Origin of the sequence: Stenotrophomonas sp. FSL W7-1447, from assembly GCF_037966425.1 — a bacterium.
Lineage (GTDB): Bacteria > Pseudomonadota > Gammaproteobacteria > Xanthomonadales > Xanthomonadaceae > Stenotrophomonas > Stenotrophomonas pavanii.
In genome coordinates this window covers 1-13062 of sequence record NZ_CP150199.1, presented here as the reverse complement: position 1 = coordinate 13062, position 13062 = coordinate 1, and the positions used below count along the sequence as shown (strand labels likewise).

General features: G+C 63.6%; 11 protein-coding genes. All 11 read right to left on the bottom strand.

Annotated features, from left to right (window positions below; translation table 11 throughout):
* Nucleotides 1–47 precede the first annotated feature (47 nt).
* Entirely contained in the window at nucleotides 48–461 is a 414-nt protein-coding gene (locus NSQ78_RS00055; protein WP_005411740.1) for a biopolymer transporter ExbD, read from the bottom strand.
* A 3-nt stretch (nucleotides 462–464) separates the two neighbouring features.
* Nucleotides 465–890 (bottom strand): biopolymer transporter ExbD, encoded by a 426-nt coding sequence (locus NSQ78_RS00050; protein ID WP_005421196.1) that lies wholly within the window; start codon nucleotides 888–890, stop codon nucleotides 465–467.
* A gap of 61 nt (nucleotides 891–951) precedes the next feature.
* The gene (exbB, locus tag NSQ78_RS00045; RefSeq protein ID WP_005411738.1) at nucleotides 952–1713 is read right to left on the bottom strand and encodes a TonB-system energizer ExbB; all 762 of its coding nucleotides are present in this window, start codon (nucleotides 1711–1713) and stop codon (nucleotides 952–954) included.
* Between the two features lie 94 nt (nucleotides 1714–1807).
* Entirely contained in the window at nucleotides 1808–2365 is a 558-nt protein-coding gene (locus NSQ78_RS00040) for an energy transducer TonB (protein ID WP_188238380.1), read from the bottom strand.
* Nucleotides 2366–2619: 254 nt separating this feature from the next.
* A complete protein-coding gene (locus NSQ78_RS00035) occupies nucleotides 2620–3813 on the bottom strand; it encodes a tetratricopeptide repeat protein (protein ID WP_064237345.1) in 1194 nt (397 codons plus the stop codon).
* Nucleotides 3814–3945: 132 nt separating this feature from the next.
* The gene (locus NSQ78_RS00030) at nucleotides 3946–4752 is read right to left on the bottom strand and encodes a M48 family metallopeptidase (RefSeq protein ID WP_057494890.1); all 807 of its coding nucleotides are present in this window, start codon (nucleotides 4750–4752) and stop codon (nucleotides 3946–3948) included.
* A gap of 71 nt (nucleotides 4753–4823) precedes the next feature.
* Nucleotides 4824–5669 (bottom strand): CPBP family intramembrane glutamic endopeptidase, encoded by an 846-nt coding sequence (locus NSQ78_RS00025; protein WP_064237344.1) that lies wholly within the window; start codon nucleotides 5667–5669, stop codon nucleotides 4824–4826.
* 67 nt (nucleotides 5670–5736) lie between these two features.
* Nucleotides 5737–8196 (bottom strand): DNA topoisomerase (ATP-hydrolyzing) subunit B, encoded by a 2460-nt coding sequence (gene gyrB / locus NSQ78_RS00020; protein WP_057494892.1) that lies wholly within the window; start codon nucleotides 8194–8196, stop codon nucleotides 5737–5739.
* A 112-nt stretch (nucleotides 8197–8308) separates the two neighbouring features.
* Nucleotides 8309–9403 carry a DNA replication/repair protein RecF gene (gene recF, locus NSQ78_RS00015; RefSeq protein ID WP_049468404.1) on the bottom strand — a complete coding sequence of 365 codons (1095 nt, stop codon included), beginning with the start codon at nucleotides 9401–9403 and terminating at the stop codon, nucleotides 8309–8311.
* 951 nt (nucleotides 9404–10354) lie between these two features.
* The gene (gene dnaN, locus NSQ78_RS00010) at nucleotides 10355–11455 is read right to left on the bottom strand and encodes a DNA polymerase III subunit beta (RefSeq protein WP_005411731.1); all 1101 of its coding nucleotides are present in this window, start codon (nucleotides 11453–11455) and stop codon (nucleotides 10355–10357) included.
* 275 nt (nucleotides 11456–11730) lie between these two features.
* Nucleotides 11731–13062: a chromosomal replication initiator protein DnaA gene (gene dnaA / locus NSQ78_RS00005; protein WP_339207523.1), complete on the bottom strand. Its 1332-nt coding sequence runs from the start codon at nucleotides 13060–13062 to the stop codon at nucleotides 11731–11733.

The window sequence follows — 13062 nt, the reverse complement described above, 5'->3', positions numbered from 1 at the left end:
AGGGGCGTCTGCAGTCGCGTCATGACTGTTGTGTTGCGGTGTAGCGATTACTGCTGCACAAAACCGATCTTCTTCATCTGAGCGTTCTTCGCGGCGGCCAGAACCTTGGCCATCACGTCGTACTCGGAATCCGGGCTGGCGTCGATGCGCAGTTCCGGCTGGTTGGTCGGGTCACGCTGGACCTCCTGCTCCATCCGCTGCTGCAGCTCGCTGGTATTGATCGGGCTGTTGTTCCACGAGACCTGGTTGCTGGCGTCGATCTTCAGCTCGATCGGCGGCGGCGGTTCGACCAGCTGCGGCGGTGGGTTGAGCACGCGCTGCGGCAGGTCCACGGCGATCGGGTACGTCATGATCGGCGCGGTCACGATGAAGATGATCAGCAGAACCAGCATCACGTCCACGAGGGGCGTGACGTTGATGTCTGCCATGGGGCCCTTGCCACCACCACTACTGAATGCCATGGCTTATTGCCCCTTTTCTTTGGTTGCAACGAAGCCGACGTCCAGCATGCCCTGTTCCTGCGCGACCTTGGTCAGGTCGTTGATGACGCGCATCTTGGTGGTGCGGTCACCACGCAGGTTCAGCGGCGGCTGCGGGGTCTGCTGTGCGGCGGTCGCCAAGCGGGACTCGAGAGTCTGCTTGTTGATTTCTTCGTCGTTCCAGTAGATCGAGCCGTCTTCCTTGACTGCCAGCGTGATCGGGTTCGGACGCTTTTCAGCATCTTCCGGCTTCTGGATCAGGTTGGCTTCCGGCAGATCCACCTTGACCTTGTGGGACATCAGGGGCGCCGTGATGATGAAGATGATCAGCAGCACCAGCATCACGTCCACGAGGGGCGTAACGTTGATGTCGGCCATGGGGCCGCCGCTGTTACCACTACTGAAAGCCATAACGGGCTCCGTCTAGATCTTGGTGACTACTTACTTCGTCGCTGGGTGACGCGCGCCGCAATTAGCGGACGCGCGAACCGGTGGCGAAGAAGTCGTGCAGGTCGTGCGCGAAGGTATCGAACTTGCTGATGGTCGCGCTGTTGATCTTGCTGAAGAAGTTGAAGGCGAACACGGCCGGGATTGCGACGAACAGACCGATCGCGGTCATGATCAGCGCTTCACCCACCGGGCCGGCAACGGCGTCGATCGAAGCGGAGCCGGTGGCACCGATCTTGATCAGCGCGCCGTAGATGCCCCACACGGTACCCAGCAGACCGACGAACGGAGCGGTTGCACCGACGGTGGCCAGCAGGGTCATGCCCGACTGCAGCTTGTTGCTTTCGCGGGTCACGGCCTGGCGCAGGGCGCGGTCGACGAACTCCGAACGGCTCAGGTTCTCACCGACGCCGCCGGTAGCACCGCCTTCAGCGCGCTGGTGGTGGGCAGCGGCCTGGGCAGCGTCCAGGGCGATCTTCGAGAACGGCTCCGAAGCCGGCTGCTCTTCCATCGCACGGATGGCGTCCTGCGCGTTCGGGGTGTCCCAGAACAGGCTGACGACGCGGTCAGCGGCGCTCTTCAGGCGGGTAGCACGGAAGATGTTGATGACGGTCCAGTACCAGGACATGGCCGACATGGCGATCAGGGTCAGCAGCACGACCCAGGAAACCGCGAAATCACCCGGCTTGGTGGTCATTTCGTGGATCAGGTGCTCGAAGCCCATCTGCGACAGGGCGTTGGACGGATTGCCCCCGGCAGCAGCGGCGATGAAAATTTCCTGCAGCATGACGCTTACCTTTGTTGTGTGTGGTGATAAAGGGTGTAGCTAAGCTAAACAATCGAACCGGGAGCGGGGGTGGCCGGAGGGCCACCCGGACGCATCAGTTCAGCGCAAAGTTGACCGGGACGCGAACGCGACCTGCCGCCTTCTTACCGCCAGATTCAGCGGCGTTGAAGCGCCACTTGCGAGCTGCTTCCATCGCAGCACGGTCCAGGTCGCGGTTACGGCTGGACTTTTCCACCGTGACATTGGTGACGTTGCCGTTGGCATCGACATCAATGATCAGGATCACTTCGCCCTGGATACCCGCGCGGAAGGCGGCCGGCGGGTAGCGCGGCGGATTCATGGCCTTCGACGAGATGTCCACGCTGGCCTCGATCTGGGTCGGCGGAGCCGGCGGCGACGGGGGCGACGGCGGGGTGACGATATCGTTCGGGCGCGGCTCCGGCACGTCCACGACCGGCGCCTGCGGCGGCGGCGGTACGGGCGACGGCTTCGGCGGCGACAGATTCTTCACCGGCGGTGGCGGAGTATCCTGCGGCGGCGGCGGCGGCGGCGGCGGTGGGGGCGGCGGCGGCGCGTCGACGATGGTCACCATGACGTTGCGCTCCTTCTCCGCGACGGCCTTGGGAGCCACGGCGGGAATGAGGAGCATCATGAAGGCGGCCAGATGCAGGGCAATTACAAACGCGATACCGACGATGCGAGGCCAGCTCAGCCCCTTGTCATCGGGTTGTTCGTACCGGTGAACGACTAGTTGTTCCGTCATGCGCCAAGAGCTCAATAGTGGGGCCGGGATGCCGGGGGCGGAATCCCTGATCAGCGGTGCATGACACCGCAGGAACCTCCAAGCTTATACCAATCCTGAGCGCCTGCGCATCAACTGAGCAGGCGTTCAGGCGTTATTCCTACTTACTTCAGGTTGATGATTTTCTTGGCATCAGCCTGGTTCTTCACACCCTTCGCCAGCGCCTGCTGGGCGGCCTGCTTAGCCTCCGGGATGCGACCTTCGGCATGCAGGACGCGTGCCAGGTTCAGGTAGGTCTCACCGTCCTTGGAGAGCGGGGCGGCCTTCTGCCACGCGTCGATCGCCTGCGGCACCTGGTCGGAGTAGTAGTAGGACTGGGCCAGCGCCAGGTAGACCTGGTAGTCCGGCTTCAGGATGCCCTTCTGCAACCCTTCGTTGATGACCGCGATGACGTCCTTTTCCTTGTTCTCGGTGTTGGCATAGATCGAGTACAGCTGCTTGTACTCGCGCTCGTCGGTGAGCTGGCCGCTGCTGCGCAGCTTGTCCATCACCGCGGCGGCCTTCGGCATCTGGTCAGCCTGCATGTACATGTTGGCCAGGTTCAGCTGGGCCTTCTTGTCATTCGGGTTCTTGGCCGCCAGCGCTTCTGCGGCCTGCACCGCCTCACCGGTCTGGCCGGCTTCGGACAGGGCAGCCATCAGCAGCTGGTTCCAGTTGTCCTTCGGCTCGGTGGCACCGGCAATGGCCTGCTTCAGCACCGGGATCGCTTCCTGGTAGCGCTCCAGCTGGTACAGCGCCTGGCCCTTGGCGATCAGCTCTTCCGGCTTGGTCGACTTGCTCTCGGCGAAGTACTTGTCCAGGGTGGCCAGGCCTTCGGCGGTCTGGTCTTCCTGCAGCTGCAGCTGGCCGAGCATCAGCATCGACTGGAAGTGACCGTTGTTGTCCAGGCCGTTGAACTGGATCGCCTGCTTCAGGTACGCGATCGCGCCCGGCACGTCGTCGGTCTGGTACGCCGCCTGCGAGGCCAGCTGCGCGGCCAGCGACTTGTCGTACTCGTTGGACGCGCTGTCGGCCAGGATCGCGTCGGCCTGCTCACGCGTTTCCGGGAACTTTTCCTTGTTGTAGGTGTCAATCATTTTCTGCAGCTTGCTGCCCATCTTGGCCGAGGCCTTGGCGGTCGGCTCCTGGCGGGTCGCATTCGGGTACAGCGGTTCGGCCTTGGCCTGCTTGCTGCTGCCGCCGCGGCTGCCACGGTCGGAGGAACGCGAGGACTGCGCAAAGGCATCGGTGACCACGGCGCCGGTCAGGGCGGTCGCGACGAGGACGGAAAGCACAGCTTTGTGGTTACGGAAAATCATCGTTCACCTCGATCGAACCGCCGGATAGCGGCAAAGTCGGACTGTCAGAAAAATCTGAGCCGCCAAACGTATCAGAAACAGATGGCGTGAGAAATCGTTTTATGTGCTGCAATACAGCATAGAACTGCGCACTCATCCGCACTTTGGCCGCAGCCCGGCCGCCTGCGCCTGCTGGTACACCGGCGTCAGGCCCGGTGCATCACGGCGCAGTTCCTGGATCCGGTTGGCCGGATCGGGGTGGGTGGACAGCCACTGCGGGCTGCGACCACCGCTGGCCGCCATCATGTTCTGCCACAGATCGACCGCCTGCGCCGGGTTGAAGCCGGCCTGGGCCATCAGCCGTTGGCCGATGACATCGGCCTCGCTTTCCTGGGTCCGCGAGCCTGGCAGCAGAAAGGCCGCCTGCGCACCCATGCCACCGAACTGGTTCAGTGCGTTGGCTGCCGACTCACCTGCATAAGCTCCAACCAAGGCACCGGCAACAGCCAGGCCGGTCTGCGCGCTCATCTGGCGCGTAATGCGCTCTTCGTGGTGGCGGGCGATCACATGGCCGATTTCGTGGCCGATCACGGCAGCCAGCTGATCCTGGTTCTTGGCGACGGTGAAGATGCCGGTATTGACGCCCACCTTGCCGCCGGGAAGGGCGAACGCGTTGGGTTCCTTGTCGACAAAGACCGCCGTCTCCCACCGTACGCCACGGTACTGGGGCGGCAACTGCGCCACCAGCGCGTTGACCACGCACTGCACGTAGCCGTTCTGGCGGCCATCGGTGCTGATCTTCTCTTTCTGCTTGGTCTCGGCAAACGCCTGCGCGCCGAGCTGGTCCAGCTGTGCCTGCGACACGCCGCCCACCATCTGCCGTCGTCCGGTAGGCGAGGTCGTGGTCGCGCAGGCACTGACGACGGTGGTGATGACTAGAGCCAGCAGCAGTTGTTTCATGGGTCCGCCCCCGTGTTCATGTGCGCAGTGTGTAGCGTACCTGCTTAATCTTTCGTCAAGCGGGCACAGCGTTACGTTGACCCCAGGAACACCATTGCGGCCAGCGCCACCGCGTTGTTCAGCGCATGCGCGGCGATGGCCGCCCACAGGGTGCCGGTACGCCGGTACAGCCAGCAGAAGGCGGCGCCCATGCCGCCGTAGACCAGCCACAGCTGCGCCATGCCCAGCAGCGAGTTCTTGCTGACACCGGGCACTTCATGGACCAGCGCGAAGGCCAGGCTGCTGAGGACCAGGCCCAGCCAGGGGCGGCCGGCCTGCCACAGGCGCCCGAACAGGACGCGGCGGAACAGCAGTTCTTCGTACGCCGGCGCGAGGACCACCGCAAACAGCACCAGGAACAGTGGGAAGCGCGCGATCGCGCTCTGCATCAGTTCCACGTTGGTCGGCACCGGCTCGATCCCGAACTGCCTGGAAAGGAAGGCGATGCCGTTGCTGCCGAGTACGATCAGGGTCGCCATCAGCAGGGTCCACCCCCACGTGGACGGCCTCAGCAGCGCCTGCCGCGAGGCCTGGCGTTCACTGACGCTTGCCGGACGCCGCCAGAAGTACAGCAGCAGTGCCGCGCCGCCGGTAGCGATCAACGCCATCAGGATCTGCGCCAGGGCACCGGGCTGGCCGACCGCTGCGCCGACGGCATCCGGCGACAGCGCGCCGCCGTTGGCATCCGCATTGGCACGGCTGACCATGATCGCGCGGTAGAAGCCCCAGAACAGGCCACTGACCATGCTCAGGCCGATCACGGTGATCGCGGCAATACCCAGGTCGATGAAGAAACCTGCCAGCGGGGCCACGGCACGCGGCGGGACAGACGCGGGCGGAACCGGAGGCGGAGCGGAAGCCGGGGCGGAAACGGACATCAGATACCTGCGTTCAAGGGACAGAGGCCGGTGCGCCTCCCCGCGCACCGGCCGGCTGCCGATTGTGTCAGATATCCAGGTTGGCGACCTTCAGCGCATTGTCTTCAATGAAATCGCGACGCGGCTCGACGACATCGCCCATCAGGGTGCTGAAGATCTGGTCAGCTGCGACGGCGTCTTCGATGCGAACCTGCAACAGCCGACGGGTTTCCGGATTCACGGTGGTGTCCCACAGCTGCTCCGGATTCATTTCACCCAGACCCTTGAATCGCTGGATCTGGCGACCGCGCTTGGCTTCCTCGAGCAGCCAGCTCTGCGCCTTGGCAAAGCTGTCGACTTCGATCGACTTGGCGCCGCGGGAAATCGTCGCGCCCTCGCGGACCAGGCCGTGCAGCAGCTTCGACGCCTGGTGGATGGCGCGCAGTTCACCACTCTCGAACGCCGACATCGGCAGCACCTGGATGTGCTGCTCGCCCATGTGGCGACGGGTCACCAGCACGGCGGCCGGACGCTCATCGTTGGCTTCCTGCAGCTCCAGGCTGAAGCGCGGGCTGCCCAGGCTGCCCTGGTTGAGGCGCTTGGCCAGCGCTTCCAGGCCTTCGCCGTCGCCGGCACTGCGCAGGCTCTCCATGTCCATCGGCACGAAATCAACCAGCGCCTCGAGCAGGTTGCGGTCGTAACGGTGGGCGTTGCGCTCGATCGAATCCTGCGCGGCGGCGTAGGCCAGCAGCAGTTTTTCCAGCGCCAGGCCTTCGATGCCTGGTTCGCCGGTGGCCGGCACCAGCGTGGCGTTTTCCACCGCACTGCTGGCCAGGTAGCTGTCCAGCGCGGGGTCGTCCTTCAGGTACAGCTCCTGCTTGCCCTGCTTGATCTTGTACAGCGGCGGCAGGCCGATGTAGACGTAACCGCGCTCGATCAGCTCCGGCATCTGACGGTAGAAGAACGTCAGCAGCAGGGTGCGGATGTGGGCGCCGTCGACGTCGGCGTCGGTCATGATGATGATCTTGTGGTAGCGCAGCTTGTCCGGGTTGTACTCGTCACGGCCGATGCCGGTGCCCAGCGCCGTGATCAGCGTACCGACCTGGTCGGAGGACAGCATGCGGTCGAAGCGGGCACGTTCCACGTTGAGGATCTTGCCGCGCAGCGGCAGCACGGCCTGGTTCTTTCGGTTGCGGCCCTGCTTGGCCGAGCCACCTGCCGAGTCACCCTCGACGATGAACAGTTCGGACAGCGCCGGATCCTTTTCCTGGCAGTCGGCCAGCTTGCCCGGCAGGCCGGCGATGTCCAGTGCGCCCTTGCGGCGGGTCAGGTCGCGGGCCTTGCGCGCGGCTTCACGTGCACGCGCGGCGTCAACGATCTTGCCGGCGATCGCCTTGGCTTCGTTGGGGTTTTCCTGCAGGAACTCTTCCAGGCGTGCACCGAAGGCGTTTTCCACTGCCGGGCGCACGTCGGAGCTGACCAGCTTTTCCTTGGTCTGGCTGGAGAAGCTCGGGTCCGGCACTTTCACCGACAGCACCGCGATCATGCCTTCGCGCATGTCGTCGCCGGTCAGGTTGATCTTGGCCTGCTTGGCGATGCCGTTCTGCTCGATGTAGTTGTTGAGCACGCGGGTCAGCGCACCGCGGAAACCGGCGAGGTGGGTGCCGCCGTCCTTCTGCGGAATGTTGTTGGTGAAGCAGTACATCGTCTCCTGGTAGGAGTCGGTCCACTGCAGCGCCACATCCACGACGATGCCGTTGTGCTCGCCGGTGACCGAGATGACGTTCGGATGCAGCGGGGTCTTCAGCTGGGCCAGGTGCTCCACGAAGCTGCGGATGCCGCCTTCGTAGTGGAAGTCGTCGCGACGGCCATCACCGCGCTCGTCGGCGAGGACGATCTTGACGCCAGAGTTCAGGAACGACAGCTCGCGCAGGCGACGGGCCAGGATGTCGTAGTGGAATTCCACGTTGTCGTGGAACGCAACGGTCGACGGCCAGAAGCGCACGGTGGTGCCGCGCTTGGTGGTGGTTTCCAGCTTGGCCAGTGCGGTCACGGCGGCGCCGTTGCTGAATTCCTGCTGGTAGTGGAAGCCGTTCTGGAACACATCCACCAGCAGCTTCTGCGACAGCGCGTTGACCACGCTGACGCCGACGCCGTGCAGGCCGCCGGACACCTTGTAGCTGTTGTCGTCGAACTTGCCACCTGCGTGCAGGACGGTCATCACCACTTCGGCGGCGGACACCTCGCGACCCAGCTTGGCACTCATCTGCTCGTGCTTGCCGGTGGGGATACCGCGACCGTTGTCGGATACCGAAACCGAGCCGTCGGCGTGGATGGTCACTGCTACGTGGTCGGCGTGGCCGGCCAGCGCTTCGTCGATCGAGTTGTCGACGACCTCGAACACCATATGGTGCAGACCGGTGCCGTCATGCACGTCACCGATGTACATGCCGGGACGCTTGCGGACAGCCTCCAGGCCTTCCAGGGCGGTAATGCTGTTGGCGTCGTAATTGCCGTTGTTTGCCGGGGTGTTCTGTTCGTCGCTCATTGCGCTTGCCGTAGGCTCCGCAGGTCGGCCACCGCCGGGAGCGATGTGCCGAGAATGAAAGGATTCCAACCCGAATTATACCAGCCGGGGTCGAGCGGCCCTGGTGTGCCCACTATGGCACAGCCACGATCTGTGCATGTTCCACGTGGAACCGGGCAATATGGGTCAGCTCCTGCAGCGCTGCCGGGGTTTCGGTGGCAGTGACAAAGATCTGTGCCGGGCCGCTGAGCAGGCGCTCCAGTACCCGCGCCTGGTGGGTCCGGTCCAGCTCCGAAGCCAGATCGTCGAGGGCAATCACCGGCCACTCGCCGCGCTGCTCCGCGTAGTCCTCGGCCTGTGCCAGCAGGCACGCCAATGCCGTCAGCTTGGCCTGGCCGCGAGACAGCGCGTCACGACCGGGAATGCTGTGGAAATCCACGCTCCAATCGGCCCGGTGCGGCCCGACCGAGGTGTAACCGGCCTGGCGGTCACGTTCCCGTGCCAGAAGCAGGGCATCGGCCAGAGGAAGCTCATGCCGACGCCACCCCGCACTGAGTTCCAGGCCCTGGATGCCGAGCTGCGGCGCCAGGCTGGCAGCCAGCGCCACGGTGCGCTGCTGCAAGCGCTCCAGGTAGTGCTGGCGACGACTGGTCAGAGGTTCTCCGGCCTCGGCGAGCTCATGATCCCAGGTATCGAGCATCCGTGGCGGCCCCCCTTGCTTGAGCAGGGCGTTGCGCTGCTTCAGCGCACGCGAATAGCGGCGCCACAGGGACAGGAAATCAGGTTCCACGTGGAACAAGCCCCAATCGAGGAAACGGCGACGGGGTTCACCGCCTCCACTGACCAGCGCGTGGCTGCCGGGCTCGAACGTCACGACGGCCAGCGCTGCGCATAGATTGCCCAGCTGGGCCACGTCCTCACCGTCCAATCGTCCCTTCCAGTCCTGGCCACTGTGGCGCAGGCCGGCCTTCCGGCGGTGCGGCGGATGGTCCGCGCGTTGTTCGTCCCATTCGACGAAGATTTCCAGGGCTTCCTGGCCCTGGCGCACCAGACCATCGCGTACCCGGCCTCGGAAGCTCCGCCCGTACGCCATCAGATGCAGGGCCTCCAGCACGCTGGTCTTGCCGGCACCGTTGTCGCCAGTCAGCAGGTTCAGTCCCGGCTGGGGCGAAAGGTCCACCGCACTGAAGCGACGCAGTTGGTGCAAGGCGAGGCGGCGGATAAGCATGGGGCGCGAAAGACCATCCGCACGGGGCGGTAGAGGGGGCGGGGAATCCATCAGCTTACTGCATCGGTCAAGCCGGGGCCGACGGCACCACGTACCGCGTGGAGCGGGGTAGTCCAGAACGATGCCCTGTTCCACGTGGCGGCAATGGCGTCGCGGGTTACCTCGAAATCCTTCGATTCTGCACCGCGATGGCGGGAGCAGCCGCCCAGATCTCAGCGAAATCAGCGCGTCTACGGAGAGCGGTTCGTGATAACGGACGGAGAGCCCGCGACCGTTCCTGCAGATTGCTTCAAATCTGAGACCCAAGGTCCTGGAGGGTTCCACAGATTTCAAGAAATTCGCGCCGATCGTTTCACGCTGTCCACAGCGGCACTGTATGACTTATACACAAGATATGGGCAATCTGTGGATAAAAAAGCGGCTTTGCACCGGCCTCGAAACTATCCACAGGTTCCCCCCCAGGCTGTGGGGCCTATATACAGGGGGTTTCAGCCCTAAAAAGATCTTTTAAATCATAAACATAGCCTGTTTTTCCACCAGATCTGGAGCTACCATCACCACCATGCTTTAGATTTATACCCAGATTTAGAAGCTAGGCGAGCCCCAATCTGCCGGAAATGCAGCCTGTGGACAGGGTCGTTTCGCAGAGGCGCGAGCACCGCGATGTCGGCTGCCTTCACCTGCGTCAGCGCCTTCCGCTGGGAAACCCGACCGGCTGAGGAAAGAGCACTGAGTTCTTGATCGGGCGGCCGTCCGACGAACCGGAGTCCTGGCCAGGGGCAAGCGATTGCCTGGGACACCTACCGCCTGTTTCACTCCGATCCGAAGCTCGATAAACCGGCCACACAGACCGGCGCAGCGGATGCACGTTTCGATGCTCCACGTGGAACCAAAAAAAACGCCCGGGAATATCCCGGGCGTCGTCTGGTTCCACGTGGAACAGGACCGCTGTCAGAGCCGCAGCGGCATCACCACGTGGCGCGATTTCTCGCTGCTGGATTCACGTACCAGGGCCGAAGAGTTGGAATCGCGCAGCTGGATGATGACTTCCTCATCGCGCAGGGCCGAAAGGGCATCCAGCAGGTAGTTCACGTTGAAGCCAATCGCCAGGTCGCTGACGGTGGTGTCGGCTTCGATCTCTTCCTGCGCCTCTTCCTGTTCCGGGTTGTGCGCACTGATCTTCAGGTTGCCCGGCGAGACTTCCACGCGGATGCCGCGGTACTTCTCGTTGGAGAGGATCGCCGCACGCTGCAGCGACGCGCGCAGCGCCTCGCGATCGACCTTCACTTCGCGGTCGGCACCGATCGGGATCACCGCTTCGTAATCCGGGAAGCGACCGTCGATCAGCTTGGAGGTAAAGGTGACATCGTCGCGCTTGACGCGGACGTGGCTGCGGCCGACTTCCAGCTCGATCTCGCGATCGCCGCTTTCCAGCAGGCGCTGCAGTTCGGTCACGCCCTTGCGCGGCACGATGATCTGGCGCTTGGAACCGCTCGGCTTGGCCAGATCGGTTTCACACAGTGCCAGGCGATGGCCATCGGTCGCCACGGTGCGCAGCGCATCCCCGCGCAGGTCGAACAGCAGGCCGTTGAGGTAATAGCGCACGTCCTGCTGCGCCATCGCGAACGCGGTGCGCTCGATCAGCTCCTTCAGGGTCGCTTCGCCGATGGCGACGCGCTCGGTGGCTTCCACTTCATCCACCGACGGGAAGTCGTTCGAAGGCAGCGTGGCCAAGGTGAAACGGCTGCGACCGGCCTGCACGGTGATCTTGTCACCGGTCTGCGAGACGGTGATCCGGCTGCCGTCGGGCAAGGCGCGGATGATCTCGAACAGCTTGCGGGCGGGAATGGTGGTTTCGCCGTCCTGGGCATCTTCAACCGCGATCCGCGACACCATCTCCACTTCCAGGTCGGTACCGGTCAGCGACAGCTGGCCGTTCTGCACCTGGACCAGGAAATTGGCCAGAACCGGAAGGGTCTGGCGGCGTTCGACCACGTTGACGACCTGTGCCAACGGCTTGAGAAAGGCTTCGCGCTGCAGTGTGAAACGCATGTGGTTCCGTGCCCCTATGCTTTAAAAAATGTGGAATAAATCAAAAGCTTGGTGGTGCTGGTAGAGACAGAATCGCTGGAAAACAATGCTAAGTCTTTGTAATTAAAGGTATTTCAGACCTCGAAACCCTCTGCATTACCGACCCCCAAGGGGTGGGGAAAGCTGTGGATAAATCTGCTGCGATTTCAAACGGCATTTTTATCCACAACGTGTCCCGCGCTTGCTACCGGATTCTGCACCGTTTTGTGCGATGACGCCTCATCGGCATCCGTGCATCATTCGCTCAGCTTCCGGATCAGCTTGTCCCAGTCCTCACGGAGCTTGCCGTCGGTTTCCATCAGGGTCCGGATCTGGCGGCAGGCGTGCAGCACCGTGGTGTGATCGCGACCGGCAAAGGCGTCGCCGATCTCGGGCAGGCTGTGTTCGGTCAGTTCCTTGGTCAGCGCCATGGCGACCTGACGGGGGCGGGCCAGCGAGCGGGTCCGGCGCTTCGACAGCAGATCCTTGATCTGCAGGCCGTAGTAGTCGGCAACGGTTTTCTGGATGTTGGGAATGCTGATCGCCTGCTGCTGGGCGCGCAGCAGGTCGCGCAGGGTTTCCTGGGCGAACTCGGTGGTGATCGCGCGGCCGGTGAAGTTGGCGCGGGCGGTCAGGGTATTCAGCGCGCCCTCGAGGTCGCGCACGTTGGAGCGCATCTTCTTGGCGATCAGGAACGCAACATCATCGGGAATCTCTGCACCACGTTCGCGTGCCTTGGCCAGCACGATCGCGGCGCGGGTCTCGAAGTCCGGCGGTTCGATCGCGACCGACAGGCCCCAGGCAAGACGCGACTTCAGGCGCGCTTCCAGGCCCTCGACTTCGCGTGGATAGCGATCGCAGGTCAGGATGATCTGCTGCTTGCCATCGAACAACGCGTTGAAGGTGTGGAAGAACTCTTCCTGCGTGCGGTCCTTGCCGGCGAAGAACTGGATGTCATCGATCAGCAGCGCGTCGACCTGCTGGAACTGGCGCTTGAACTGATCCATGGTCTTTTCCTGCAGGGCCCGGATCATCGCGCTGAAGAACTGTTCCGAACGCAGGTACAGCACCTTCGTACCTGGATTGGCCTGGCGCATGGCGTTGCCGGCGGCGAACATCAGGTGGGTCTTGCCCAGGCCGGTGCCTCCGTACAGCAGCAGCGGGTTGTGCGCGCGATCGCCCGGTTTCTGCGCTGCCTGGAAGGCGGCGGCCAGACCCAGCTGGTTGCTGCGGCCTTCAACGAAGTTGGCGAACGTGTAGTGGCTGTCCAGATTGCCGGCGAACGGCACCTGCGGCTCACTGGCGATGTGCGCCGACGGCGCGGAAACGGCCGCGTTCTGCGCTTCCACCGGCCGTGGGCGCGAGCCGATTTCAAGAAAAACGTCGCTGAAGCCGGCGAAATGGGCCAGCAGCTCGCGGATACGGGCCAGGTACAGCTCGCGTACCTGGTCGACGATGAAGGCATTCGGTGCATACAGCACCAGGCTGTCCGCGCGCAGATCGGCCTGCAGCGGCTTCAACCAGGTGTGAACGTCTTCCGGCGGGAACTCCGCTTCAAGGCGCTCGAGACTACGGGACCAGGCATCCAT